The organism is Pseudoalteromonas sp. P1-26, from assembly GCF_001401795.1.
GTDB lineage: Bacteria > Pseudomonadota > Gammaproteobacteria > Enterobacterales > Alteromonadaceae > Pseudoalteromonas.
This window is the reverse complement of sequence record NZ_LKDX01000002.1, coordinates 84,110-108,912: the sequence shown is the minus strand read 5'-3', so window position 1 is coordinate 108,912 and position 24,803 is coordinate 84,110. Positions and strand designations below refer to the sequence as shown.

Sequence of the window (24,803 nt, the reverse complement as noted above, 5' to 3'; positions counted from 1 at the left end):
GATTTAAAGAGGTCGCGCTACCGACTCAGCTATAGCTTTGGCTGTCATAGCAGGGATATTACCAACAACCGATACATCAAAGCTACCACCATTGTGTACATACACAGTCGTTGCGCCTGACGTTAAAGCACCGCTTGCGCGCTTACCCGGTAAAGGTCTTTGAATAAAAACAGACACTTCAACAAACCCATCTGAATATAAATAATAGTCAGCAAGTTCATTGTTTAAGTCAAGTTTATGACGATCTGACTTTAATAATTTAAAGCCATCTGGCAACCAACCAATTTTCCAATCATTCGCTGCGCTGTCTTCATTATTGGCTAAATCGTTAGTCGCCAACACCGCAGGAAAGTCACGATTTTGCATTTCAACTAACATAGGCGCTGGCTGTTCTGTTACGCTGATATGAGTTAACTGTAACTGCTCAAGCATCTCACCTTTGTGATTCACATAGGCAGATTTAAGTAACAACGATGACTCAGTATCTAACCAAATCCAATAGTTATATTTGTATTCATCTTTTGATTCAATACGCACTAACTGTGCTGAGCGCCCTGCAATACGGCCTTTTCCGCCAAGCACAAAATCATAATGAGCGCTTAGTCGGTTAATATCTTTAAAAAGTACTTCAGGAATTGGCCCAGCGATAGAGTCTGTTTTAACTGAATAAGGCTCTGAATGAGGCTCAAAATAGGTAACTTGATCGTCAACGCGCACCATTTCTAGGCCAGCGCCGTTGAGTAAACTTAGATGCTCAAGTTCAATATCACCTTGTTTTGCATGTAACCAGCGATAGGGTTCCATAGCTTGGCCTTTTACAACCACAAATGATGCGTCAAAGTTGCGAGTATGAACGGCCGTAGCCATATCATTTAATAAAGTCTTGGCGGGATTTTCGTCGCTGGCAATGGCAGGAGCCGTTAATACCAGCGACAAAATAAAAGTAAAAACTTTCATTTAATTAGTTTTTTTCCTCGTCTGCATTTTCTGCAGTTTGCGATTTTTCTAGCGAATATGCAACACGTGCTTGACGTTGGTGCTCAAGAACTAATGCGCCAATACGCTGCTGTTGTAACTCACGTAAACCTTGCTCTGCATTTTCTAATGCAGGCTGCTCAGATGAGTAACTTACAGGAGAAGCCATACCCGTTAACGGTACTGTTTGTAATGTTGGAATGTCACTTTGCGGTGACTCGGTGTTTTGTGGCAATGTTTGTACGCCCACAATCGCAAACATAGCAACACTAGCAGCAATAGCCACTTGGGCAAATGGACGACGCCAATTAAATGCTACCACGTTATCTGTGCCTGTTGCCGCCACGATTTCTTCGCTTTTTGGTGCCGTTGTTTTATTCGCGAAATCTGCGTAAACAGGTTCTTGCTCAAGTGATTCTGCCACTGCATCTGCAATGTCAAAATTAAAAGCGTTATTATTTGCCTCAGCACGCATTACATCACCAATCATTGCGTAACGACCAAATGTAGATACATCGTCGTTTGTGATCGCTTGATCAGTTAACTGCTGCTCGCCGTCAAGTAACGCGGACAACTGCTCATTATCCAACTTGTTAACGTCTGCTTTTGTCATACTAAGACTCACCTATTAATGGATTCAATTTATTATCAATCGCCTCACGGGCACGGAAAATACGTGAACGCACCGTTCCCACAGGGCAATCCATAACCACGGCTATTTCTTCATAGCTCATACCTTCAATTTCACGAAGGGTAATCGCGGTTTTAAGATCTTCAGGCAAACTATCAATCGTATTAAAAATTACAGCACGTACTTCGTCACTTAATAACAGGTTTTCTGGCGATGCGTTTGAACGCATTGCATCTGCACTGTCATAAAATTCTGCTTCTTCGGCATCAACATCGTTAGCTGGGGGCTTACGGCCCTGCGCAACTAAGTAATTTTTAGCACAATTTACGGCGATACGGTACAACCAAGTATAAAAGGCGCTATCACCTCTAAAGTTAGGTAAAGCACGGTAAGCTTTAATAAAAGCTTCTTGTGCGACATCAGCAACATCACCTTGGTTCGATACATAACGTGAAATCAAACCTGCAATTTTATTCTGATATTTTCTAACTAATAGGTTGAAGGCGTTTTTATCTCCTTGCTGGACCCTTTTAACTAGCGCTAAATCCAAATCCTGCTCGCTCATTCGAGCCGGTACTCCTCTGTTTGATTCTTGCTTGCTATTCATATACTCGCCATTGTTTACACAAACTCTGACTGCACCATGAATATAAAAGTTCAGTTTAAAATGATTTTTTTATAAAATAGCACGCAAATAAATTGAGTCATACCAATCTTATTACACGACAACCTCAATAACTGCTTAAAAATCAACGGTTATCTAAATTGAATTCACAATTAAAAACAGCTAACAATAAACTGTTTATGTGACGATAAAACTAATAAGATTGGTATAACGTATTAAAATGACTAATAGTGTTAAAGCAAATATGGTACATATACGTATACCACATAAAAATTTATTTGCTCAAACTTTTGGCACTACTAGCCGAGCATTGTAACCGCAAAGACCACAGACATGAACCAAAATAAACATCACATTACTGATGTCGCTATCATTGGCAGCGGCGCCGCTGGCCTTTCTCTTGCTTTATCGCTTGCTAATTACTGTAAGGTGACGGTACTTAGTAAAGGCGCATTAACTGAAGGTTCTACCTTATATGCTCAAGGTGGTATTGCAGCAGTATTTGATAAAAAGAATGACAGTATTGAATCTCATGTTGAAGATACACTCGATGCAGGCGGCGGATTATGTGACCGTGATGCGGTTCACTACACAGCAAGCAATGCTAAAAAATGTTTAAAGTGGCTTATTGAGCAAGGCGTACCTTTTGATATGGAATTCGATTCAAAAGGTAAAGAGCGTTTTCATTTAACTCGCGAAGGTGGTCATAGTCATCGTCGTATTTTACATGCTGCCGATGCAACTGGCCGAGCAGTGCAAACAACCTTAATTAGCCAAGTACAAGCACACCCTAACATCACTCTGTTAGAAAACTACAATGCCATTGATTTAATTACAGATAAAAGCTTAGCCAAAAAAGGCAAGCATGTTCACGGCTTATACGTCTGGAATTGTGTTGATAAAAAAGTTGAAACCATTGCAGCTAAATTCGTATCACTGGCAACAGGCGGCGCAAGTAAAGTGTACTTATATACTTCTAACCCTGATGTATCGAGTGGTGATGGTATAGCAATGGCATGGCGTGCAGGGTGCCGTGTTGCCAATATGGAGTTTAACCAATTCCATCCAACAAGTTTGTACCACCCAGAGCTGCAAAACTTTTTGATCACCGAAGCAATGCGCGGTGAAGGTGCGTATTTAAAACGCCCTGATGGCACTCGCTTTATGAAAGACTTTGATGAGCGCGAAGAGCTTGCCCCTCGCGATATTGTTGCTCGTGCTATCGATTTTGAAATGAAACGCCTTGGTGCGAACTGTGTGTACCTTGATATTAGTCACAAAGACAAAGACTTTATCATTGAACACTTCCCAACTATCTACGCAAAATGCTTAAGTGTTGGCCTCGACATTACCAAAGAAGCCATTCCTGTGGTGCCTGCTGCACACTATACCTGTGGCGGTGTTATGACCGACTTTAATGGCCGTACAGATTTAGATAACTTATACGCGGTTGGCGAAGTAGCTTACACAGGTTTACATGGTGCTAATCGTATGGCGAGTAATTCGTTACTTGAATGTATCGTGTTTGCCCATGCTGCCGCGAAAGATATTCTGAGCAAAATCGATGCAAGCCCTGCCCTTGAAGCCTTACCACTTTGGGATGAAAGTCGCGTAACTAACTCAGACGAAGAAATCGTTATTACCCACAACTGGCATGAACTAAGGTTATTTATGTGGGATTACGTGGGTATTGTACGCTCAACAAAACGTTTAGAACGTGCGCTTCACCGCGTTGAATTACTGCAGCAAGAGATTCACGACTATTACGCCAACTTTAGAGTTACAAATAACTTATTAGAACTTCGAAACCTAGTACAGGTTGCAGAGCTTATTATTCGCAGCGCCCTTGAGCGTAAAGAAAGTCGTGGTCTTCATTACACGATTGATTACCCAGAGCAAAACGAAAATCCAACACCAACAATTTTAACCCCTAAGTCGGTTGCTGCACTGCAATAATCGCACGCTTTAAACGCGAGAAACTTTCTTTATCAACACTGGCTGAGCTTATAATCAGCCAGTGTGATTGATAAAACCCAGCCAACCTCAGCACTACAAAATTAGCAAACACATAACTTTTAGCTGTTATCTGGCCTTGAATTTTAAGTTTGTCGTTAACAAACCTGAGCTCTGCTTGCTCTAAAATTATAAAACCCTTTTCAGGCTGTGCTTGCTGGACTTTTTTAAAACTAAGAATGGCTAAGAAAAAGCACGCTAAACAAGCCAAAAGTTGAGCGAAAACATGCTGGTAAACAAAGCATAATATGATGGCTGTTAAGCAAAAAAAGACCACAAAGGGTTTGTGGTCTGGGGTGTTATTTGTAACGGTAAATCTATACACGAACTCGGTCTAAAATTAACGCGACCATACCGTTAAGCTCTGGGTCTTTACACTCTTCATGACCCATGAACCAGGCGAATAAATCAGGATCATCGCACTCAAGTAAGCGTTGAAAAACGGCTTGCTGTTCTTTTGATAGTGAGTCAAACGCTTCTTCAACGAATGGCATAAATAAAACATCTAGTTCTAACATACCGCGACGGCATGCCCAACGAATACGTTCTTTACTGTGAATTTCAGTCATTTTAAACCTCGTACTTATTTGTCTGCAGTTTACCAAATTGCTATCGAATAAACAGCTATTTAAATTGCTACCCTAACTAAGTTATCATTAGCGCTCATTCATATCGTAAAGAAGGTTTTTATGTCGACTGTTTACGCATGTCCTTTATCTTATTCACTTATCAGCCTAACTGGCAAAGATAAGTTGTCTTACCTTCACGGACAAATTACGCAAGATATCAACAAATTAACTGATGATAACTTCCTTTGGGCTGGCCACTGTAATGCAAAAGGCAAGCTTTGGGGTGTGTTTAGGTTGTTTTCACACCTTGATAGCTATTACCTTGCGGGCTCAAAACCTGAGGTAGAGCAATCGCTAGTCGAGTTAAAAAAATATGCGGTATTTTCGCAAGTAGAAATTCAGCAATCTGAAAAACCGCTAATTGGCTTACTAGGTGATGACCTAACAGCGACTCTAGAAACCTTAGCAATTAATTTTGACGACGAGCACAGCGCAGTCGACTTTGCTGGCGGTAAAGCGTTAAAGCTTGCAGATAACCGTGTATTGCTTATGGTCAACGAAGAATTTAGCTTACCTGATAACGTCACAGCTCTTGATGATGACGCGTTATGGCAACAGGCAGCTATTGCCGCAGGCGAGCCGTCATTAAACAGCGACGCTATTGGCGAATACGTACCGCAAATGGTTAACTTGCAAGCGCTTGGTGGTATCAGTTTCAGAAAAGGCTGCTACACAGGGCAAGAAACCGTCGCTCGTATGAAATACCTAGGCAAAAATAAACGTGCTATGTATATAGTTTCGGGCAAAGCTGAAGGCTTACTTGACGAGCTTGAACTCGAAACACAAATGGGCGAAAACTGGCGCCGTGCTGGCAAGCTTATTAGCCAAAGTTTTAATCAACAAACACAAACCTTAATGGGTCTGGTTGTGCTTCCTAACGACAATGAAGCAGGCCAAATTTTGCGAGCAAAACACCTCCCTCAGGTAGAGTTATCTATTCAAGCTCTGCCTTACTCTCTCGAAGATGAATAAATAGGAATGACTATGATCGTAGCAGCAAACAAAGTGGTAAAAATGCATTATTCAGTATTGGATAATAACAAAAACACCATCGACAACTCTTTCGATGGCGAGCCACTAGTGTTTATCGTTGGCACGGGTTTCTTAATTCCAGGCCTCGAAAATGCGCTATTAGGTAAAGAAGCGGGCGACACATTCAGCGTAACAGTTGAGCCAGAGCAAGGCTATGGTGAGCGTCACGATGACCTAATGCAAGCAGTGCCAAAATCAATGTTTGAAGGTATGGAAATTGAAGTTGGTATGCAGTTCCGCGCTACGACAGACGCTGGCGACCAATCAGTAATGATCATTGAAATTCAAGACGAAGACGTTATTGTAGATGGTAACCACCCTCTTTCAGGTATTACCCTTCATTTTGATGTTGAAGTACTTGAAGTACGCGATGCAACTGAAGAAGAATTAGCACATGGTCATGTGCACGGTGAAGGTGGTTGTGGTCACAGCCACTAAACCATTACTATAAAAAAAAGCGCCATTGGCGCTTTTCTTATATCTGCTGTGTTCTTATTCGACTACTTCTTCTGTATCCACAGAAGCGTCTGTCACAGGTTCTGCAATATGTTCTCTAAGCGCAGCAAGTAAGCCTTCTTGGTCATTTGTCCCTAAGCGATAGTGCGTACCGTCTTTCATTGCCAATTCAACAGCACTAAATCCAGATACACTGTAAACCCAGCCATCATGCGTGATACGCAGACCAATACCATGGCGAAATGAATTACTTACCGCTCGAACTGATTCAATCTCATCAAAAGTCACTGTTTTACCAAATACACCCGGACCGAATGCCCAGCTTACTGTTTTATCGCTCACCTTAATCGTTAAGCCATGAAACAAAAAGGCCACCAGCACTAAGATAGCGCTAAACACCATAAGAGGAATATCTGCACCAATTAAGTTCCAAGCTAAGGCAATGAAGGCGCCAATCCAGCCTAAGATAACAAAAATAAAAATAGCGTACTGTTTATGTTGATACATTCTGAAGTATTCTCTTAAAAGCTATAAACAAAGGTTGCACTCAGCTCAGAATCGTACTTGAGCTTATCTTCCTCTGGTTTTGAGTTATAGCGATACATGTAAGTAAATTTGAGTGATACATCACCCATAATTTTGCTGATCAGGGATGTTTCTGACTTTAAACGCGAGTTTAACCCTGACAATGATTGTTCATAACTGACATCTTGATTAAAGCGAGTACGAGCAGAGACCGTACGCTCCCACTGCAGCGCTAAACGAAGCAGATAACCTGTTTTTGTTTCATCTTCTTCTGTTGCAGTCTCTTGATCAGCCACCGAGCGGTATAAACCAGGGCCCACATCGATATCGACTTTATTCTTGCTGCCTTGGTAAATGCGGTTACCGTAACCAGTCGCTATGGTGCTCTTAAACTCAAGACCACTAAACTTATCTCGCTCATAGTCACCATATATGAAAAATGACTCATTTTTCACATTTAGCTTATAGTTACCTTGGCCCGATACAAAAATACGGTCAGCAGAGACTTCTTCATCACCAGTTTCTTCATTACGGTCACGTTTGTATAAAGTATCGAGCTTAAATTGGTTACGCCACTTTTCGAAATCTTGGTATAGGTTACCTTTAAGTTTGAAGCTGGTTGAGTTGGTATTGCCACGGCTTACCATAAAACCAAACTCCATATCTCCGTACAGCAACTCGCCTTTATGAATTTTATGGATTTCTTCTTCTGATAATTGGCCGTACTCATGGAAGTCTTCAAACGGATCAACAGCAAAAGCCTGCCAACTGCAAACTAGCAGGGCGGGCAAAATAATTCGTTTTATTGAATTAAAACAACTAAAAGTAGAGTCAAACATCGGCTGGAGAGTTATTCGCTATCTTTCCAAAGAATGTGGCAAAACGGTGCATCTTTGTCTCGGCTAATTAAAATTTTCGCAAACAAGATATCTTGATTGTCGAACTCAAGTCCTACTAAGACTTGCACAAATAGCTCAGGTTCAATTTCGAGTGCAACAAAATCTTGCCACTGCTCGTCAGGCTCACCTTCTTCAATAAAGCCAAGCTCTTCTCTGTGCTCGTTAAAATCAGCAATATCTTGCTCGCTTAAATTATCAGGCGCTAATTCTAAAAAGATATCATAAGCCTGATGAGTTACTTCTTCTTCACTGTATAAGCGTGGACCAGCCATTCCTTAAACCTCTGCACATGTGTGTCGCTTTGAATCTGGTTATGATAACAAACCTCTTTTGAGTTTTACCAAAAAAAAAGCCAGGTTGCCCTGACTTTTTTGTAATTAATAACAGATTTTACTCAGCACTTGCTGTGCCTTTTATTTTTTCGCGCATTGATTGCACGAGCGTATAAAATAGAGGAACAAGCAAGGTACCAAAAATGGTTGCAGCTAACATCCCGAATAACACGGTAATACCGAGCGATATTCGGCTACCTGCCCCTGCGCCACTTGCAAACACCAACGGCAATACGCCAAGTACAAACGACAATGCCGTCATCAACACCGCTCTAAAGCGTAATCTTGCCGCGTTAAGAGCCGCTTCAAAAATACTTTTGCCTGCCGCGCGCTCTTCCATAGCAAACTCAACAATCAAAATGGCGGTTTTGGTGGACAAGCCAATCAGTAGCACTAAACCAACCTGTGCATAGATGTTGTTTTCCATACCAATTACATACAGCGCAAGCATGGCACCAAATAACGCCAGCGGTACCGCTGCAATGACCGAAAACGGAATTGTCCAACTTTCGTATTGCGCTACTAAGAATAGATACACAAATACTACCGCTAAGCCAAACAAAATTGGCGCCATGTTACCCGCTTCAATCTCTTGTTTAGACTGCCCAGCCCACTCGTACACATAGCCTGTTGGTAATTGCTCAGCCAACTCTTGCATTGCTTTAATAGCATCACCACTGGCATAACCCGCCGCAGGTTGTCCGCTAATGCTTGCACTTCGGTATAAGTTAAAGTGCGTTAAACTTGTAGGGCCAAGAATTGGCTCAAGTTTAGCCAATGTAGTGAGCGGCACCATTGCTCCTTCATCATTACGCACGTAGTAGTGCTGTAAGTCTGCGGGGTTTTGACGAAAACGGCTTTCCGCCTGCATGATGACACGGTAAGTACGACTGAATTGGTTAAAGTCATTAATGTATAATGAGCCCAGTTGCGCCTGTAAAGTTAAGAAAATATCGCTAAGCGCGACCCCTTGAGCTTTTGCCTTATTACGGTCAATTTCAAGGAAATACTGCGGCACATTGGCTCTAAATGTACTGTAAACATTTGATAGCTCTGGGCGCTGGTTCGCTTCATAAATTAAGCCATTTAATACTTGAGCAAGCTCTGCAGGCTCGCGCCCTTCACTATCTTGTAACCTAAACTCAAAGCCAGCACTGTTACCAAGCCCCGGAATTGCAGGCGGGTTAAAGGCCATGATTTGCGCATCAGGCATCGCCCAGAACTGCCCCATCAAGCGCGTTAGTACCGCACGTAAACCAAGTTCAGGGCTAGTTCGCTCTTCCCAGTCTTTGAGTACCACAATACCAAGCGCATTATTAGAACCCGCACCGCCAAGTAATGAGAAACCAGACACCGCAATAAAATCGGTTGCCGCTGGTTCATTTTTTACAATGTCGCCCAGCTTATGCATTACATCTTGGGTACGACCGCTTGCTGCCGCATCTGGTAATTGCACATCAACAAACAGGAAGCCTTGGTCTTCTGCTGGTACAAAGCCTGTAGGCACTGTTTTTACTAGCCACCCTGCGGCAGCAAAGATTACCAGAGCAAATAATGCCATTCTGGCGGTACGTTTGAGGATAAAGTTAATAACTTTACTGTAACCATTGGTTGAGCGAGTAATAATGTTTTCGAACGGTGCTAACCATTTAATCGGCTTCATGGCTTTTTCGCTTAACAATAAAGCACACAATGCAGGGCTTAATGTCAGTGCGTTTAAAGATGAAATGAGTACTGCAAAAGAAATCGTCACCGAGAATTGCTTATAAAGCTCCCCGGTTATTCCCGGCATAAAGCCTACTGGCACAAACACCGCAAGCAAAACCAAGGTCGTTGCCACTATCGGCCCCGATACCTGCTCCATCGCTTTGGTAACCGCTTCTTTAATTGGCAGCTTTTCTTCTTTAAGTATTCGTTCAACGTTTTCAATAACGATAATGGCATCATCGACCACAATACCAATTGCTAGCACTAAACCGAACAAGGTGATTAAGTTGATGGAGTAATCCATCATCATCATAAACGCGAAAGTCCCCACCAAGGATACCGGAATAGCCACCGTTGGAATGAGCGTAGCGCGCCAATTTTGTAAGAATAAAAACACCACTAAAATAACTAAGCCAACAGCTTGAACAAGGGTGACAACCACTTCGTCAATCGAGCGATTGATGAACTCTGTAGTGTCATAAGGAATTGAGTACTCAACGCCATCAGGTAGCTGCTTAGCAAGCTCTGCCATACGGGCTTTTACATCGGTAGCCACTTGTGTCGCATTCGCTTCTGTTAGCTGATAAATAACTAAGAATGCAGTATCTTGCTGGTTTAACTTTGCTGTTGTGCTGTAGCTTGCCGCACCTAATTCAATACGGGCAATATCGTTTAAGCGCACGAAGTTACCATCTTTACTTGAGCGAATGATGGTTTGCCCAAACTCTTCAGGGGTTTTTAAACGCCCTTTTGCCTGAATCGAATATTCAAATTGCTGGCTCGGTGCAGAGGGGGCAGCCCCCAGTTTACCTGCTGCTACGATAGTATTTTGCTCTTGCAGCGCAGCTTGAACTTCTGACACAGTTAAACCCAGTGACGCCATTCGATCTGGGCGTAACCACAAACGCATTGAATAGGTTTGTTCACCCATTACCTCAGCAGATGCAACTCCATTTATTCTGCCAAGTGGCTCGGTTAAATAGTTAGTTGCATAGTTACTTAAGAAAATAGCGTCGATATTTTCTTGGTTAGAGTACAAGTTGATACCAAGTAGCATCGAGCTCGATTTTTTCTTAACCGACACACCTTGGCGCTTAACCTCTTCAGGTAAGCCTGCTTCTGCAAGTGCCACACGGTTTTGTACGTTAACTTGGGCAATATCTGTATCTGTGCCGACCTTAAAATACACAGTTATGTTGGCCGTGCCGTTATTCGACGATGTTGATTCGATATACATCATATCTTCAACACCATTAACCTGCTCTTCTATGGGCCGGATCACTGACTCTTCAACTATTTGCGCACTTGCACCTGGGTAACTAGCACTAATTTGTACCTGCGGAGGGGTTATTTGCGGATACATATTCACAGGCAGCAAAGCCATTGAAATTAAACCCGCAATGGTAATAACAATCGAAATTACCAAGGCAAATTTTGGGCGAGATATAAAAGTTTTACTGATCATATCTCACTCCTAAGAGTTAGCTTTGCTAGAAATAGTGCCGGTTGTTTCATCGACATTTTTTTCAACAGCTTTCACTTCAGCGCCTTGGCGAACTTTTTGTAAACCTTCAATAATGACTTTTTCACCAGCCTCTAAGCCTGACTCAACAACCCACATTGCATTAATACGACGACCAAGTTTAACAATCCGCATAGCCACTTTGTTTTCGTTATCAACAACGAGCACAAACTTACCTTGCTGGTTTTCTTGTACCGCTACTTGAGGAATGAGTGCCAAGTCTTGTTTATTGGTGCTTTCAACGATCAAGGTGACAAATAAGCCCGGCATGACAATGCCATCTGGGTTATCAAAAGCGGCTCTTAGCTCAACCGTGCCTGTGTTGCGGTTAATTTTGGTATCAGCAAAATCAAGTTCGCCTTTATCAGGGAAGGTCGAATTATTCGGTAAGCGTAAAGTTAAATCGATTGGCACATCGCGAGGGTCTTTATCTGACGGTGCTTGATGATTTTGGCGATAAGAGATGTAGTCTGCTTCTTCAACCTGAAAACTTACATAAATTGGGTCTACATCGGTCAGCTCCGCAAGCTCATTGGATGATGGCCCAACAATATTCCCCACATCATAGTTCACTTTACCAATACGCCCTGCAAACGGCGCACGAATTTCGGTATAACTTAGATTAAGTTTTGCTTTTTCAAGTTCAGCTTCTGCGGCTTTAACAGCTGCGGTGGTTTGCTCAAAATTAGTGGTTAGTTTATCGAGGTCTGATTGTGAAATAAAACCTTGCGCAGCCACATCTTTGCCGCGTTTTAAATCACGTTCAGCGGCGCCTGCTGCGGCAACTTTACTTTTTAAGTCAGCTTCAACTTCTGCCACAGTAGAGCGGTACTCTGATGGGTCAATACGCAGTAAAAGCTGATCTTTTTCGACCGATGAACCTTCATTAAAGTGACGTTCAATTAGTTCCCCCTCAACACGGGCTCTAATAGCAACCTCTTGGAATGCTTCAGTACGCGCGACAAACTCTCGGTAATTACCAACTTCTTGTGTGACGACATTAAATACTGATACGGCCGGTGGCGGCGTAGCTTGTTGTTGTGCTTTATCATCTGAGCAGCCAACCAATGTAGTTGTTAATGCTACAGAAATTGCAGCAAAAGCCAAAGAACGAGATGATTGTTTAGTTATGCGAGCTGTTTTGCGCATCAGCATATATTTACTCCTTGTTGCGCGACTTAAAACTAAGTCTAGTCGTGTCATGGGATTTTGCGAAAGTATCTAACTAATCACAAAATCAAACTAGCGATGAACTAGCATCTTTGTTTTAAAAATATACACCAATTTGTAACTAAATATATGACAAGGTTACCCATTTTTGGAAAATATAATGATTACTTGCGACACATCAGCAATTCTTTACTTAGTTGTAATTAACTCGTAAGCTCTAGCAAACAGGTCAGAGGAGTTACCATGATAAAACTAGAAATAAAACAACAAGTCGCATGGGTTAGCCTTGCTCGTCCCGAGAAACAAAATGCACTCAGTTTTGCCATGTTTGTCGAGCTTTCAAACGTAATCAAAAAAATTAAACGTGATCGCAGTTTACGTGCGGTGGTTATTTCTGGTGAAGGCGAACACTTTTGCTCTGGATTGGATGTTGCTGCGGTGATGAAAAAGCCAAGCAATATCATCAAGCTTTTATTCAAGTGGTTACCAGGAAACCAAAACTTAGCGCAAAAAGTTGTACTAGGTTGGCAAGACTTAAGTATTCCGGTGATTGCGAAAGTAACCGGACACTGCTTTGGTGGCGGTATGCAAATCGCACTTGGTGCTGATTACCGCATCGTCGATAAAAACGCTAAATTAGCGATCATGGAAGCTCGTTGGGGCTTATGCCCTGATATGGGGGCTAACGTGGTGCTTGCAGGTTTAATGAAGCGTGACCAAGCACTTTGGTTAGCAAGTCATGCAGGGCCAGTCTCTGCTGAAGACGCTAAAGAATATGGCTTAGTTACACAGCTCACTGATGACGTTGATAAACAAACCGATGCCGTACTAGAAACGCTACTAGCGCGCTCGCCAGATACTCTGGCAGCAATTAAACGAATTACTCAGCAAAGCTACCGTTCACAGCAGCGTAAAATTCTCGCTAAAGAAACCTGGAGTCAAATTCGCTTACTGATGAACCCTAATACTAAAAAGGCGATTGCAAAGGCGAAAGGTGCAGAGGATATTCAATTTAATAATGCCAAATCATGGTAAGCTAAAGTCGCATAGTACAACTGACAAGGGTATGATGTAGTTGTACTTTATTCGCAATTATCCTGACTTATGAAATACCTTATCAGTAGTGTCATTATTCTTACCTGCTTAGCCGTTGCAAAGTTTTTAACGGCTTTGCTTGAAAGCTCTTTCCCTGCCCCATTACTCGGTATGGTGTTACTTCTCGTGCTACTGTTAACGGGCCTCGTTAAAGAACAACATTTAAAACCAACAGCCAGCCCTTTACTTAATTATATGCCGTTGTTCTTCATCCCTGCAGGGGTTGGCATTATTGAGCACCTAGGTTTAATTTCGCAGAACTGGCCTTTATTACTAACTATTTTTATTGTCGTGCCACTGACCAGTGTTTTACTCATAGGCGCTGTTATCGCTTATTTTAAGGGCCGCGAAAATGACAGTTAGTTTATGGTGGCTCTGCGTTCCGTGCATTATTGCGCTTTTCTTAGTACTGCGGTTTTTAAACGCGAAAACCCAGCATGCCACTGCCAAAGCGCTTAGTAATCCTGTGTGCTGGGCAATTGTGTTAACTGCAGCGTTGTTAGTGGCATTTAAGCTCCCTTATGAGCCTTTTGCCGAGCACAGTAAAGTTTTAAGCTGGTTGCTTGAGCCTGCCATTGTGGCATTGGCTTTACCGCTTTATCAGCAATTTATCCACGTAAAAAAGAACCTACTGCTAATCCTCATAAGTTGTAGCTTAGGGGTGATCAATGCCACCTTGGTCGCCTCGCTAATATGTTATTTTTTTGCTGCCCCTGCTCAGCTAAGCGCATCCCTAGCAAGTTTATCTGTAACAACACCCATCACCTTATTAGTAACTGAGTCACTGGGGGGGATTCCTTCTTTGGCGGCAGCCATGGTGATTTTTATTGGCGTACTTGGGGCTATATTTGGTAATTTGATTTTCTCGCTGATAAATATCCGCAACGCCCAAGCAAAAGGTGTTGCCATTGGTACCGCTTGCCATGCCATTGGCACAGCATCACTGATTAGTGATCAGCCAAAAGCAGGTGCCTTTGCCTCTGTGGCGATGGCATTAAGTGCGCTACTCAGCGCGATAATAGTGCCGATACTTTATCCTGTTATTCAGCATGTTCTGGTATAGTCAGAATTCGCAGTAACCTTGTTAGGAAAACACATGATTGACTCAGAAATACAGCAAGTCGAAAAATACTACAATCTGATCATGGAATATTTGGTCACCTACAGTATGCAAATTTTAGGTGCCATCTTAATTCTATTTATTGGTTTATGGATTGCGCAAAAAGTATCGAATATGGTTGCTGGACTCATGCAGCGTCACAATATCGATATTACCCTCACCAACTTTGTCAGTAATGTCATCAAAGTATTGCTGATCATTATGTTCTTGGTTATTGCCCTTGGCAAAATTGGCATTAGCGTGACCCCATTTGTCGCTGCCATTGGTGCTGCATCTTTAGGTGCTGGTTTAGCAATGCAAGGCATGCTTTCAAACTACGGTGCGGGCCTTGCCATCATTGCAACAAGGCCATTTGTTGTTGGCGATACTATTGAAGTAAAAGGCGTGAGTGGGCAAGTTAAAACCATTGAGCTGGGTCACACAATTCTGATTAACGAAGAAAAAGTCGAAATCACCATTCCTAACAAACATATTGTTGGTGAGATTTTACATAATTCGTTTAGCTATTCATTAGTTAAAGGTGAAATAGACATCGCTTATGATGCCAATGCAGACCTCGCTATTGAGCTTATCGAAAAAGTGTTAGACGAGCATGAGCTAGTTAGTGACTCTCCTCATGCACAAGTCGGTATTGAGCGCTTTGCTGAGAGCGGTGTTACCTTGAGCTATCGCTTTTGGGTGCCAACCACCAAAATTATTGAGACCAAATTAGCGGTGAACCGCAATGTATTTAAAGCAATTCAAGGAGCGGATATCGAAATTCCTTTCCCACAACGAATTGTTACCCTCAATCAAACTAATAATAAAGGCGCTTAAAGCGCCTTTTTTGCAGCTCGTCGACAGAGATTGTGTTTGTTCAAAAGATTGTAGTACAATTTAAATGATAACAATTACTATCATCAATTAACGTCGGGCTATTTTACCATGAGTAAACGTCTTTGGTTCCAACTACATGGTTGGTTTTCGCTCCCAGTATGGGTGCTATTTTGCTTTATTTGCGTCACAGGTACTGTATCTGTGATAAGCCATGAGCTTACTTGGCTGACCAACAGTGAAGCACGTGCAAACAACCCAAATGATTTACCAGCACTTGGTGTTGATCAAGTTATTAATAGCGTTGAAAAATCCTACCCGACTGCCGATGTAATGAGTGTACTCACTTATGAACCTTACTTGGTAAATGCGGTTATTTTCACTGATACCGACAAACCTTATGCTGTGGCTTACGTCAATCAATACACCGGCGAAGTACAAGCGGTTAATGACACTATCTCATTCATTGAATTTATGCGTACCCTACACGGCTGGCTATTCTTCCCTTGGCAAGAAGGTTACAGCGTAGGTTACTACCTCGTCAGCGCCATGGCTTTTGTTATTTTAGGTGCACTAGTAACAGGCTTAGTGATTTATAAAAACTTTTGGCGCGCATTTAGTCAGCCAAAACTACGTTTTAATCAAGGTAAAAAAACCTTTCTAAAAGATTTACATACCCTAAGTGGCGTTTGGTCAATTTGGTTTATGGCAGTAATGGCACTAACAGGCCTGTGGTATTTAGTGCAAGCCATCATGTGGCATAATGAAATAGACATTGAAGAGCACGCACCGCTAGTGGCAGTGTCAACTTTACCTGCGGATAAACAAACACCGCCAACCGACTTAAAAGCGGCACTGGCTATTACCAAAGAGAAATTCCCAGATTTCAAACCTAGTTATGTGATGCTGCCAGAGCATAACCGCGGCATGTTTAATATCATGGGCAGTGGCGATACTATTTTCTACGATAACTACGCTTACTCAACTTCAATCAATCCTTGGACAGGTGAAATTGCAGCAAGTAAAAGCCCAGAAACCATGTCGGGATTACTCACCCTTTCACATATCGCCGATCCGCTGCATTACGGTAACATTGGCGGTCTGTGGACAAAGGTTATCTGGTTTATCTTTGGTTTAATTTTAAGTGGTATGTCGATCACTGGTTTTATGATGTATGCCGCAAAATTAGTAAATAACAAACCTGTAAAAGCGCGCCAATCAGCGCCAGTGAATAACGTTCAGGAGGCAAACTAATGGCTCGTTTACAAGCAACTTGGTGGCAACGTAAAAAGTATGTTTTACATGCTGTGGTACTGGCTTTACCTGTATGGTTTATTTATCAGTCATTAAACCCTCAGTTTCCTGCACTTTGGCAAGAGCAACAAGCGGGCGAATTTAAAATCGCCCCGATGCCGCTAAATGAAGATGCCCCGTACTCACACCACAATGAGTATGTGAAAGATTTCTTTATCGCCTTTAATCAAGGTGACATAAGCAATGTTCGTCAGGCGTATTTAAATATTGGCCAAGCGCCTTTAGCACTAACGGAGTTTGCTAAAGATGAAGAAGGCATAATGCATGGCACCAATCATGGTCAGCACGCCCATGCGATAGCCCCTAAAACCATCTCAGCAGATGATAAACTGTGGATCACCATCCAAACTTGGCAAGGCCAACTGCATACCCTCAAATGGGATATTCCCAGCCAGTTTATTACTCAATAACATCCGAAAAGCCACTCACTGAGTGGCTTTTTTGTATCTCAGCTAAACACTAAAGTCCCTTCCAAAATAGTTAAAGGTAAAATTTTTGTTAATTATTTTTACCATTCACCTTTACAAAAGTAATAATATAATAAAGTATTATAAATAGTTTTCATTTGCACCAATACTCTTAACTGAGTTAGTAGCTGTAGATCAAAACTCATCCAAGGAGCAAAACACACAAGGAAAGCTCAATAACAATGATTTGGAGACACAATGATACTTTCAAAAAAAGCCCTAGCTGCACTCAGCTTGGCAACAACCCTCATTCTGCCCAGTGCTTATGCGATTGATAATGGCGTATACACCATTAAATCAAAGTACAGTGCTAAGTTTGTTGAAGTAGCCAGCGCGCAAACCAACGACGGTGCAAATGTTAGTCAGTGGGCTGACACTAATCACGACACCCAGCGCTGGTTAATCACCAACATAGGTGGCAGCAACTATTCGGTTATTAACTTAAATAGTGGTAAAGCCCTAGAGGTGTTTGACTTCTCGACCGCCGATGGCGGCAATGTGGTGCAATATGAGTACGCTAATCTTGCCAGCCAACACTGGCAAATTAATGAGGAAGGTAGCGGTTATTACAGCTTTATTAACGATCACAGTGGTAAGGCTCTTGACCTATATGCTTTTGATGGCAACGATGGCGCAAATATTAGCCAGTGGAGCTATAACGGCAGCGATGCACAGCAGTGGCAGCTAACCAAGCTTGCTAATGTTGAATCAACCCCTTGGGATCCATCCACAACTAATGGCGCTGCAGACCACTGGCCACTTACAGGTAATTTAGTCACCCACGATCCAACACTTGGCTATGAAAATGGCACTTGGTGGGTTTTTCAAACAGGCCCTGGTATTTACGGTAAATATTCAAGCAACGGTGTAGATTGGAATGATGCGCAACCAATTTTCTCAAATGGTTTAAGCTGGTGGAGTAACTATGTGCCAGATCATGATGGAATTGATGTCTGGGCGCCTGAATTAAAAAGCTACAATGGTCGTAGCTGGCTTTATTATTCGATTTCGACCTTTGGTTCACGTGTTAGCGCTATTGGCCTTACCTCAGCAAGTAGTGTGGCAGCCGGTGATTGGCGTGATGATGGTTTAGTAATTAACACGACCAATAGCAATAATTATAACGCCATTGACCCCGATCTCGTGGTAGCAAAAGATGGAGCACCTTGGCTTGCCTTTGGCTCATGGAATTCGGGTATTAAACTAACGCGTATTAACCCAATGACCATGAAACCATTTGGTCAAATCTACTCTTTAGCAAGTCGCTCTGGTGGCATCGAAGCACCTACCATAGTGTATCGCCAAGGCTATTACTATTTGTTTGTTTCAGTTGGCAAATGCTGTGATGGCACGAATAGTACTTACCGTATTGCGTATGGTCGCTCTAGTGACATCCGCGGCCCATACCTAGATAAAAATGGTACCGACATGTTAGCCAGCGGCGGGAGCATTCTTGATGCGGGTAATAGCCAATGGGTAGGTCCAGGTGGACAAGACATTTTAAATACCGATGTGATTGTTCGTCATGCCTATGATGCAGGTGATAATGGTACCCCTAAATTGCTCATCAGCACCCTGAATTGGGATGCGAATGGTTGGCCTAAATACTAGTTCTCCCCACTAAGCGCGTGCAAGCGCGCTTTTTACAATCTATCTAATATACTGCGAACAAATTCAGAATTAAGAATCTGAGTTACAGCCCCGCTACACCATAAATAGGCACGTTGAATCGGATAACCTTTAAAAATCCAACGCTTACGCACATGATTAAAGTCGTGCAAATAATCAGCCTTTGCTTGCGGTAACGAGTCTTTGGCTAACTTATGCCATGCTTTATAAACCCCACTCATATCGGCACCACGCATAAAACGCTGTAACCAGCGAGGAAAGCGTGCAAAGCGAATCGCTGACTGAAAATCAATAATGTAAGGCTTGCCGTCTTTTGAACAAATAACATTACCTAAATTACGTAAGTCGAGGTGCACCACGCCGCGGCGATGCATTTTTGCTACCAAACGCTCAAATTCTTTAAAGAACTCACTCGGTAAATGCTGCTGTTGCAAGGCAAGCTGGCGAAGTGGCGTGCCTTCAATAAAATCATAAGCAATAGCAATTGATGACAAACGACAAAAGTTATCGACCACTCCGTCTACATCTTGCAGGCGTGCCAGCCCCTTGTACTCTTGATTGATAAAAAGCGGCGCGATGGTTTTTCTCACCCACCATGGGCTGTGCTGAAAATCTTTAATAATTAAATCAAATTTCGCGTCTTTATAACGATAAACAATGGCATTGGCAAAGCGGCCTGTGTGAACAACCGACAAACCTTCGGGGCTAAATTGATGAGCTGGAAATTGAGCGTGAAGCTGCGCAAGCAAAGATGATTCAAACATAACAACCCGGACTTGTTAAAATTAAATGCCTAGGCAACTATATTATCAAAATGCGTCTACAGCGACAATGTACCGCTTAGAGAAATTTATGCTTTTAAATTATGAATTGCTCTAAACAATAAGCTTGCGAGTTGCTCTTGCTCATCATCAGAGAAGCCTGTGAGTGCTTTGCGATAGATATCATTTACAGTAGGTAAAATTTCTGGGTAAAGCTGTTGGCCTTTTTCAGTCAGGCATAAAAGAGTTGAACGGCGATCTTCAACTGACTGCTTTTTAGCAACTAAGCCCTTGTCTTCTAAACGAGAAAGTAATCGACTCATGGCACCACGGTCATACACCATGTGCTCACAAAGCTCAGCCAAGGTATTTACTTTACCGCGCGCAAGTAGCACAACCACAATGTACTGAGCCGACGTTAGCTCTTTATCCTCTAAAGCATCATCAAGATGAGTCACTAGGTTTGAACGTAAGTAAGAGACTAAGCGACCTAAGTCTTGCACGGGATCTAAATCTTCAATACAGCACTGGCCAATTGATGCAGGTTCTTTCATATTTCCTCTAAAGCGGTTAATAGCAATTCATAGACAGTTAATCGGAAAAATAATTCAATCCTATTAGATTGCTTCAACAGCTATGAATAGTGTAGCGTGAAGAAGCGTACTAACTGTCGGGGGCGTTATGCTAACTAAACAACATATTATCAAGTATTTATCTCTTACAATACTGCTACTTCTTTGTTGGCTAGAGCATTATAACCATTTCATTATGCGCTTTATCGACAGCGCCCTAGTACAATCAACCCTAGTGTACGCTTCATCACGTACAGTTAACGCTGCTATTTCGCTATTGCAATCAGCCGAAGTGGGCATTGGTATTGCGAGTATTCAACCTGCACAACTACTCGACCCAGTAAATGACCTAGCTGAATACATGTCGGATGCTATGCGCTTAGCTATAGGCTCGTTATTTTTACAACGCATTTTATACACCATTTCTTCTGGGGTTATTTTTAGCAGTCTCTTTACAGTTTCGGTTGTCGCATACTTTATTTGTGAATGGCGTAACTTCTTACCCAACTTACGTCATAAAATTATGGCGAGTCTTATTTTAATTCGCTTTTTAGTGCCTGCTGTGGTGCTTACAACAGGCCTCGTGAGCCAAGTATTCTTAGATGAGCAAATAAACCAGCAAAGTGAAATCGTAAGCGAAAAAGTCGAGACGGTGAATAGTAGTGCAAATAACACCTCTGCCCTATCAGCCAAGCTAAAAGCCGAGGTCGATAGTGAAAAACAAACCATCTTCGACAAGCTCTCGCTATTAAATGAGCAGCAGATTAAGAACCACCAGCGAGCCACTGAGCTCAAAGGTGATTTAGCAGAGGTCGAAGCCCAAATAGAAGCGATTCAAGCAACCCGCAGCTTGTCTGAGCGACTGACCTTTACTGAGCTTGAACAAGCCAAGCCATTACTTGATAAAAAGCAGCAATTAACAGCGCAGTTTAATGCGGTACTAAACCAGCAAAGACAGCTGAACCTAGACAAAGACGCCTTAAACAAGCAACTAGAAAACCTTAACGCATCACTCAATCAAGACCAATCGTCGCAGGTGAGTAAAATTATCGATACCGTCACCTCTGGTATTAGCAACATGGTGGCTGCCGTCGAAGACTTATTTATCGACTTTTTGAATATCTTGTCACTGCTGATTTTAAAGCTGTTATTAATGCCGCTAATATTTTTATACCTATTTAACAAAGCCTTTAAGGCTATTTGGCAACGCCGCTTTATGGACGTAGTAATGCAAACAAAACAACTGGCTGTTAATCGCTGATATTTCAGCTAAAGTTATAAACCTAACTCGTTTTTAAAGGATATAAGTATGACTGAGCAACGCCATAACCACATTCCCCAAGAAGCTTTCGATTGGTACGATGAATACGCACATGGCTTAATGGACCGTCGCACCTTTATGAAAAAGCTGGGTGGCTTAGCTGCCCTTGGCTATTCAATGGCAATGCTAAGTAGCGCTTTACTACCGAACTACGCATTAGCTGAGCAAGTATCCTTTAATGACCCTGATATTAAAGCCAGTTATAAAACCTTTGATTCGTTTAAAGGTCACGGCGAAGGTAAAGGCTATTTAGTCGAACCCGCTAATTTAACGGGCAAGCTCCCAATAGTATTAGTGATCCACGAAAACAGAGGCTTAAACCCTTATATTAAAGATGTTGCTCGCCGCCTTGCCAAAGCCGGTTTTATTGCCTTTGCGCCAGATGCATTGCACCCTCTTGGTGGCTATCCTGGTAATGATGATGAAGGCCGCGCAATGCAGCGCTCTATGGATAAAGAAAAAATCCAACAAGACTTTATCGCCGCAGCTGAATACATAAAAAGACACCCAAATAGTAACGGTAAACTCGGTGCGGTAGGCTTTTGCTTTGGTGGTTATATGGTTAACTACCTAGCTGCAGTTGATAGCAAACTAATTAATGCGGGCGTACCCTATTACGGCACTCCGGCTGTTAAAGAGCTGAGACAAAATATCAAAGCCCCACTGCTAGTACACTTAGCTGAGTTTGATAACCGCGTTAATGCAACTTGGCCAGAATATGAGAGCGACTTAAAAGCGCATCAAGTGCCTTACACGATGCACATGTATGAACAAGCAAATCATGGTTTTCATAACGACTCTACATCTCGTTATGATGAAAAACAGGCGGAGCTTTCATGGCAACGCACATTGGCGTTTTTCAATGAGCAATTGATTTAAACAGAGCAATTTCATACACTCTCGAAAAAATTTAGGCTAGAAAAGAGATGGAATCGCAAGTCAGTTATCGCTTTGACTCACAGCAAACCGCTAATCGGTTTTTAAACAAGCTTAAACATTGGTCAGTGGCTAAAGTCACTGCGAGTCTTTGCCAAGGTGGTTATGGCGTGAAAATACGCTACGAAGTCGATACCAGTGGCTTTGATTACACCCTTGCTGAGCTTGATGATTTAGCGATGCAGCACGAAGGCGAAGAGATTTAATACCCATATTCTAAGCATAAAAAAACGGCTAACAAAGGTTAGCCGTTTTTATTAAAGCTGCGCTAGCAAAACGCTACTTATAAATCAAAGCTACGTGAAATAGACGCGACAATGCGCTCATCTGCGGTATCCCAGTCAAGGCTGGTATTTTCTCCTGCAAGCTCAAAATCAAAACCTGCAAAGCTTGTTTGATAGGCTAAACGATAATGGTTGTATGACTTATCATTACCATCCCAAGCAAACTTATTGCCATCTAATGAGTTAGATACATCAAAACTGGCACGAATTGCATGATTTGGGGCAATTTCAAAGGTATGGGCAAGCATAGAAATCACATGCCCAGCATCGGTACCGAAGTAATCCCAAGCGTACCAGAAGTTAAGTTCTGTAAAACCTAGGCTATTGGTATAGCCAAACTTTGCATAAGTCTCAAAATAATTACCATCGCTTGAGTAATCTTCACCGTGGTATGAGTAGTAAGCAATACCATAATCAATACTAAGAGCGTCAGTTAACTCAGCATAGTTACCAAAATACGCATCCCACTCGATGTCTGTGTCATCGCCAAAATCTACATTTGAAGCCCAAGTACCTACATACATACCTGAATCTGCAAAGGCATAATCTAAGCTCCCCTGAATCGCGGGGTCATTCATGGTTTGGCTTACACCATTAAAGGTGTAATCTGAAGCCAATGTAACCGTAGTCGATAAGTCAGCCATAGCTGATGTCGATAGTAATGCCAATGGCAACGCTGCTGCTAATACTGTTTGTCTTGTTGTCATGTTGGTTTCCCTTAGCTAACTGTTTCTATTTTTGTGTAATCTAATTTGTTGTCTTTTGGTGAGCCTTCGATATTTTTCACTGTTTTTAACTTGCTGTAGCCAATAAACACAGCACAGCCGAAAAATAACGCGATAACGAGCGCACCAACCCATTGGATCTGTAAAAAGTCGAACTTAAACAGCAGGGTTAATAATGAAAGCGCCACCACATTTAAGGCAATGTAATTAAATTTACCTAAACGCTTCACCGTTAAGTTTAGGTTATCTGTGTATAAACGGATCAAAGAATCAAGTGAGTTGATCACAAACACCACACCAACAAACACCATAGCGATGTTTTTCAGGCCTGCTGTTGCAATACCCGCTTCATGATATTGATACAAAACACTAAACCAGATAGCGATTGGAATAGACGGGAAAATCAACATAGCCGCCAGCACTTGGTAAGTTTTTAAGCCACCCACAAAGCGCGAAGTAAATTGACCAATCATGATGCTCCAAGCAAACCACCAAAACAGGTAGAAGGCATGGTAATCATTCAGTGGTAATACAAACTCATTGATGTTGCCAAAGTAGCTGCCAATTAACGCAAGGTTATCAACAAATGCTGATGTTTGTGCATCAGAACCCACAAAGGCACCGAACCACATAAATGCGATTAAAGCGATAAATAACCAAGTAGTAGAAATACTTAAAAAGCGTACATACTTAATGTCTGTGCTCGAATACACAGCAAAACAAATCGCTGCAAACACCATTAAGTAGAATGTCGGAATAATTGACTCACCATCACCAAGCGACGGTAAATACCAAGGTAAATTCGACAGCAGTAAAAATGCAGTAAATGCGCATGTGCCAATAATAACGATGTTATTAATTAGTTTTACCCAAGCAATTTCAAAGAATTTTACTTTAGGTTCTATTACGCAGAAATAAAAGCACGTAAGGAAATAAAATCCCCAGATCAAGAAGCCCCAAAAACCAAACTCGATGGCTAATGGATTGGCAAACGCATACTCTGGGCTTGCTTTTATGTCTGCATAACCTGCAAACTCTGTCAGTGGAAACATAATCAAGCCAACATCTAGGCCCGATGTAAATAAAATTGCAATGAACGTAAACGTTCTAACCGGTGTGACGCCAACACACCTTACCGTACCCCATTTAAATAAAATAACCGCAATTGCTAACAGGGTAAAAATGATGCCAGCACTAAGCCAAAAGGTCATAGTTCCCCCCCCAAAATAAGTAATAATACTTCATTGTTT

At 42.1% G+C, this 24,803-nt stretch carries 27 protein-coding genes; 13 read left to right on the top strand and 14 right to left on the bottom strand.

Features of this window, described 5'->3' with window-relative positions; translation table 11 throughout:
• Positions 1 to 3: 3 nt before the first annotated feature.
• Genes AN394_RS01835 through rpoE form a run of 3 tightly spaced genes read right to left on the bottom strand, consistent with a single transcriptional unit; the run spans position 4 to position 2,171 of the window.
• Complete coding sequence (locus AN394_RS01835) at positions 4 to 957, bottom strand: MucB/RseB C-terminal domain-containing protein (RefSeq protein ID WP_054562253.1); 954 nt, start codon at positions 955 to 957, stop codon at positions 4 to 6.
• Between the two features lie 4 nt (positions 958 to 961).
• Positions 962 to 1,588 (bottom strand): sigma-E factor negative regulatory protein, encoded by a 627-nt coding sequence (locus AN394_RS01830; RefSeq protein WP_054562254.1) that lies wholly within the window; start codon positions 1,586 to 1,588, stop codon positions 962 to 964.
• Between the two features lies 1 nt (position 1,589).
• The gene (rpoE, locus tag AN394_RS01825) at positions 1,590 to 2,171 is read right to left on the bottom strand and encodes an RNA polymerase sigma factor RpoE (RefSeq protein ID WP_036969086.1); all 582 of its coding nucleotides are present in this window, start codon (positions 2,169 to 2,171) and stop codon (positions 1,590 to 1,592) included.
• 393 nt (positions 2,172 to 2,564) lie between these two features.
• Here rpoE and nadB point away from each other — a divergent pair, with 393 nt between their 5' ends.
• The gene (gene nadB / locus AN394_RS01820; RefSeq protein WP_054562255.1) at positions 2,565 to 4,187 is read left to right on the top strand and encodes an L-aspartate oxidase; all 1,623 of its coding nucleotides are present in this window, start codon (positions 2,565 to 2,567) and stop codon (positions 4,185 to 4,187) included.
• Here nadB and AN394_RS22505 read toward each other — a convergent pair.
• Positions 4,162 to 4,521 (bottom strand): protein YgfX, encoded by a 360-nt coding sequence (locus AN394_RS22505; protein ID WP_408003007.1) that lies wholly within the window; start codon positions 4,519 to 4,521, stop codon positions 4,162 to 4,164. The two genes, nadB and AN394_RS22505, sit on opposite strands and share 26 nt — an antisense overlap.
• 40 nt (positions 4,522 to 4,561) lie before the next feature.
• Complete coding sequence (locus AN394_RS01810) at positions 4,562 to 4,813, bottom strand: succinate dehydrogenase assembly factor 2 (protein ID WP_054562257.1); 252 nt, start codon at positions 4,811 to 4,813, stop codon at positions 4,562 to 4,564.
• A gap of 120 nt (positions 4,814 to 4,933) precedes the next feature.
• On the opposite strand from AN394_RS01810, the gene ygfZ reads away from it, so the two are divergent.
• Together ygfZ and AN394_RS01800 are read left to right on the top strand one after the other, a co-directional pair.
• Positions 4,934 to 5,845: a tRNA-modifying protein YgfZ gene (gene ygfZ, locus AN394_RS01805; RefSeq protein ID WP_054562258.1), complete on the top strand. Its 912-nt coding sequence runs from the start codon at positions 4,934 to 4,936 to the stop codon at positions 5,843 to 5,845.
• 12 nt (positions 5,846 to 5,857) lie between these two features.
• Positions 5,858 to 6,343 (top strand): peptidylprolyl isomerase, encoded by a 486-nt coding sequence (locus AN394_RS01800; protein ID WP_054554327.1) that lies wholly within the window; start codon positions 5,858 to 5,860, stop codon positions 6,341 to 6,343.
• A gap of 54 nt (positions 6,344 to 6,397) precedes the next feature.
• Here AN394_RS01800 and AN394_RS01795 read toward each other — a convergent pair whose 3' ends face one another.
• The 5 genes from AN394_RS01795 to AN394_RS01775 form a co-directional block, all read right to left on the bottom strand.
• Positions 6,398 to 6,868, bottom strand: coding sequence for a hypothetical protein (locus tag AN394_RS01795; protein ID WP_054562259.1), 471 nt, complete (start codon positions 6,866 to 6,868; stop codon positions 6,398 to 6,400).
• Positions 6,869 to 6,882: 14 nt separating this feature from the next.
• Positions 6,883 to 7,677 carry a YdiY family protein gene (locus AN394_RS01790; protein WP_370316364.1) on the bottom strand — a complete coding sequence of 265 codons (795 nt, stop codon included), beginning with the start codon at positions 7,675 to 7,677 and terminating at the stop codon, positions 6,883 to 6,885.
• Positions 7,678 to 7,736: 59 nt separating this feature from the next.
• Complete coding sequence (locus AN394_RS01785) at positions 7,737 to 8,057, bottom strand: HI1450 family dsDNA-mimic protein (RefSeq protein ID WP_054554325.1); 321 nt, start codon at positions 8,055 to 8,057, stop codon at positions 7,737 to 7,739.
• 118 nt (positions 8,058 to 8,175) lie between these two features.
• Complete coding sequence (locus AN394_RS01780; protein ID WP_055020674.1) at positions 8,176 to 11,289, bottom strand: efflux RND transporter permease subunit; 3,114 nt, start codon at positions 11,287 to 11,289, stop codon at positions 8,176 to 8,178.
• 9 nt (positions 11,290 to 11,298) lie between these two features.
• Complete coding sequence (locus tag AN394_RS01775) at positions 11,299 to 12,501, bottom strand: efflux RND transporter periplasmic adaptor subunit (protein ID WP_235575478.1); 1,203 nt, start codon at positions 12,499 to 12,501, stop codon at positions 11,299 to 11,301.
• A 258-nt stretch (positions 12,502 to 12,759) separates the two neighbouring features.
• Between AN394_RS01775 and AN394_RS01770 the strand changes: the two genes are divergently transcribed.
• The 7 genes from AN394_RS01770 (at position 12,760) to AN394_RS22480 (ending at position 18,936) form a co-directional block, all read left to right on the top strand.
• The gene (locus AN394_RS01770) at positions 12,760 to 13,551 is read left to right on the top strand and encodes a crotonase/enoyl-CoA hydratase family protein (RefSeq protein ID WP_055020673.1); all 792 of its coding nucleotides are present in this window, start codon (positions 12,760 to 12,762) and stop codon (positions 13,549 to 13,551) included.
• 69 nt (positions 13,552 to 13,620) lie between these two features.
• Entirely contained in the window at positions 13,621 to 13,974 is a 354-nt protein-coding gene (locus AN394_RS01765) for a CidA/LrgA family protein (RefSeq protein ID WP_055020672.1), read from the top strand.
• On the top strand, positions 13,964 to 14,674 hold the full coding sequence (locus AN394_RS01760) for an LrgB family protein (protein ID WP_054562264.1): 711 nt from the start codon (positions 13,964 to 13,966) through the stop codon (positions 14,672 to 14,674). The genes AN394_RS01765 and AN394_RS01760 overlap by 11 nt, the downstream gene beginning before the upstream one ends.
• A gap of 33 nt (positions 14,675 to 14,707) precedes the next feature.
• Positions 14,708 to 15,547 (top strand): mechanosensitive ion channel family protein, encoded by an 840-nt coding sequence (locus AN394_RS01755; protein WP_055020671.1) that lies wholly within the window; start codon positions 14,708 to 14,710, stop codon positions 15,545 to 15,547.
• Between the two features lie 108 nt (positions 15,548 to 15,655).
• On the top strand, positions 15,656 to 16,798 hold the full coding sequence (locus tag AN394_RS01750) for a PepSY domain-containing protein (protein WP_055020670.1): 1,143 nt from the start codon (positions 15,656 to 15,658) through the stop codon (positions 16,796 to 16,798).
• Positions 16,798 to 17,268, top strand: coding sequence for a hypothetical protein (locus AN394_RS01745; protein ID WP_054554318.1), 471 nt, complete (start codon positions 16,798 to 16,800; stop codon positions 17,266 to 17,268). Before AN394_RS01750 ends, AN394_RS01745 begins: the two co-directional genes overlap by 1 nt.
• A 255-nt stretch (positions 17,269 to 17,523) precedes the next feature.
• Positions 17,524 to 18,936 (top strand): family 43 glycosylhydrolase, encoded by a 1,413-nt coding sequence (locus AN394_RS22480; RefSeq protein WP_054562268.1) that lies wholly within the window; start codon positions 17,524 to 17,526, stop codon positions 18,934 to 18,936.
• Between the two features lie 32 nt (positions 18,937 to 18,968).
• Here the strand turns inward: AN394_RS22480 and AN394_RS01735 are convergent, their stop codons facing one another.
• Together AN394_RS01735 and AN394_RS01730 are read right to left on the bottom strand one after the other, a co-directional pair.
• Positions 18,969 to 19,718: an RIO1 family regulatory kinase/ATPase gene (locus AN394_RS01735; protein ID WP_054562269.1), complete on the bottom strand. Its 750-nt coding sequence runs from the start codon at positions 19,716 to 19,718 to the stop codon at positions 18,969 to 18,971.
• A gap of 86 nt (positions 19,719 to 19,804) precedes the next feature.
• On the bottom strand, positions 19,805 to 20,269 hold the full coding sequence (locus tag AN394_RS01730) for a MarR family winged helix-turn-helix transcriptional regulator (RefSeq protein ID WP_054562270.1): 465 nt from the start codon (positions 20,267 to 20,269) through the stop codon (positions 19,805 to 19,807).
• 127 nt (positions 20,270 to 20,396) lie between these two features.
• On the opposite strand from AN394_RS01730, the gene AN394_RS01725 reads away from it, so the two are divergent.
• The 3 genes from AN394_RS01725 to AN394_RS01715 are packed head-to-tail and all read left to right on the top strand — an operon-like array spanning position 20,397 to position 22,750.
• Positions 20,397 to 21,548, top strand: a complete 1,152-nt coding sequence (locus AN394_RS01725; RefSeq protein WP_054562271.1) for a hypothetical protein — start codon at positions 20,397 to 20,399, stop codon at positions 21,546 to 21,548.
• A 48-nt stretch (positions 21,549 to 21,596) separates the two neighbouring features.
• Entirely contained in the window at positions 21,597 to 22,487 is an 891-nt protein-coding gene (locus AN394_RS01720; protein WP_054562272.1) for a dienelactone hydrolase family protein, read from the top strand.
• 47 nt (positions 22,488 to 22,534) lie between these two features.
• Complete coding sequence (locus tag AN394_RS01715; protein WP_054562273.1) at positions 22,535 to 22,750, top strand: hypothetical protein; 216 nt, start codon at positions 22,535 to 22,537, stop codon at positions 22,748 to 22,750.
• 77 nt (positions 22,751 to 22,827) lie between these two features.
• On the opposite strand, the gene AN394_RS01710 is transcribed toward AN394_RS01715, so the two are convergent.
• Both AN394_RS01710 and AN394_RS01705 read right to left on the bottom strand, forming a co-directional pair.
• Positions 22,828 to 23,535: a TorF family putative porin gene (locus AN394_RS01710; protein WP_055020669.1), complete on the bottom strand. Its 708-nt coding sequence runs from the start codon at positions 23,533 to 23,535 to the stop codon at positions 22,828 to 22,830.
• Positions 23,536 to 23,546: 11 nt separating this feature from the next.
• Positions 23,547 to 24,764, bottom strand: coding sequence for a choline transporter (locus AN394_RS01705; protein ID WP_054562275.1), 1,218 nt, complete (start codon positions 24,762 to 24,764; stop codon positions 23,547 to 23,549).
• Positions 24,765 to 24,803: the final 39 nt, after the last annotated feature.

Bases quoted from the DNA above. Each gene is read 5' to 3' on its own strand.
- AN394_RS01750 (WP_055020670.1), top strand. From the start codon at position 15,656: ATGAGTAAACGTCTTTGGTTCCAACTACATGGTTGGTTTTCGCTCCCA.
- ygfZ (WP_054562258.1), top strand. From the start codon at position 4,934: ATGTCGACTGTTTACGCATGTCCTTTATCTTATTCACTTATCAGCCTA.
- AN394_RS01830 (WP_054562254.1), bottom strand. From the start codon at position 1,588: ATGACAAAAGCAGACGTTAACAAGTTGGATAATGAGCAGTTGTCCGCG.
- AN394_RS01705 (WP_054562275.1), bottom strand. From the start codon at position 24,764: ATGACCTTTTGGCTTAGTGCTGGCATCATTTTTACCCTGTTAGCAATT.
- AN394_RS01835 (WP_054562253.1), bottom strand. From the start codon at position 957: ATGAAAGTTTTTACTTTTATTTTGTCGCTGGTATTAACGGCTCCTGCC.
- rpoE (WP_036969086.1), bottom strand. From the start codon at position 2,171: ATGAGCGAGCAGGATTTGGATTTAGCGCTAGTTAAAAGGGTCCAGCAA.
- nadB (WP_054562255.1), top strand. From the start codon at position 2,565: ATGAACCAAAATAAACATCACATTACTGATGTCGCTATCATTGGCAGC.
- AN394_RS01765 (WP_055020672.1), top strand. From the start codon at position 13,621: ATGAAATACCTTATCAGTAGTGTCATTATTCTTACCTGCTTAGCCGTT.
- AN394_RS01720 (WP_054562272.1), top strand. From the start codon at position 21,597: ATGACTGAGCAACGCCATAACCACATTCCCCAAGAAGCTTTCGATTGG.
- AN394_RS01755 (WP_055020671.1), top strand. From the start codon at position 14,708: ATGATTGACTCAGAAATACAGCAAGTCGAAAAATACTACAATCTGATC.
- AN394_RS01760 (WP_054562264.1), top strand. From the start codon at position 13,964: ATGACAGTTAGTTTATGGTGGCTCTGCGTTCCGTGCATTATTGCGCTT.
- AN394_RS01745 (WP_054554318.1), top strand. From the start codon at position 16,798: ATGGCTCGTTTACAAGCAACTTGGTGGCAACGTAAAAAGTATGTTTTA.
- AN394_RS01730 (WP_054562270.1), bottom strand. From the start codon at position 20,269: ATGAAAGAACCTGCATCAATTGGCCAGTGCTGTATTGAAGATTTAGAT.
- AN394_RS01770 (WP_055020673.1), top strand. From the start codon at position 12,760: ATGATAAAACTAGAAATAAAACAACAAGTCGCATGGGTTAGCCTTGCT.
- AN394_RS01795 (WP_054562259.1), bottom strand. From the start codon at position 6,868: ATGTATCAACATAAACAGTACGCTATTTTTATTTTTGTTATCTTAGGC.
- AN394_RS01780 (WP_055020674.1), bottom strand. From the start codon at position 11,289: ATGATCAGTAAAACTTTTATATCTCGCCCAAAATTTGCCTTGGTAATT.
- AN394_RS01785 (WP_054554325.1), bottom strand. From the start codon at position 8,057: ATGGCTGGTCCACGCTTATACAGTGAAGAAGAAGTAACTCATCAGGCT.
- AN394_RS01725 (WP_054562271.1), top strand. From the start codon at position 20,397: ATGCTAACTAAACAACATATTATCAAGTATTTATCTCTTACAATACTG.
- AN394_RS22480 (WP_054562268.1), top strand. From the start codon at position 17,524: ATGATACTTTCAAAAAAAGCCCTAGCTGCACTCAGCTTGGCAACAACC.
- AN394_RS01775 (WP_235575478.1), bottom strand. From the start codon at position 12,501: ATGCTGATGCGCAAAACAGCTCGCATAACTAAACAATCATCTCGTTCT.
- AN394_RS01715 (WP_054562273.1), top strand. From the start codon at position 22,535: ATGGAATCGCAAGTCAGTTATCGCTTTGACTCACAGCAAACCGCTAAT.
- AN394_RS01710 (WP_055020669.1), bottom strand. From the start codon at position 23,535: ATGACAACAAGACAAACAGTATTAGCAGCAGCGTTGCCATTGGCATTA.
- AN394_RS01810 (WP_054562257.1), bottom strand. From the start codon at position 4,813: ATGACTGAAATTCACAGTAAAGAACGTATTCGTTGGGCATGCCGTCGC.
- AN394_RS01735 (WP_054562269.1), bottom strand. From the start codon at position 19,718: ATGTTTGAATCATCTTTGCTTGCGCAGCTTCACGCTCAATTTCCAGCT.
- AN394_RS01800 (WP_054554327.1), top strand. From the start codon at position 5,858: ATGATCGTAGCAGCAAACAAAGTGGTAAAAATGCATTATTCAGTATTG.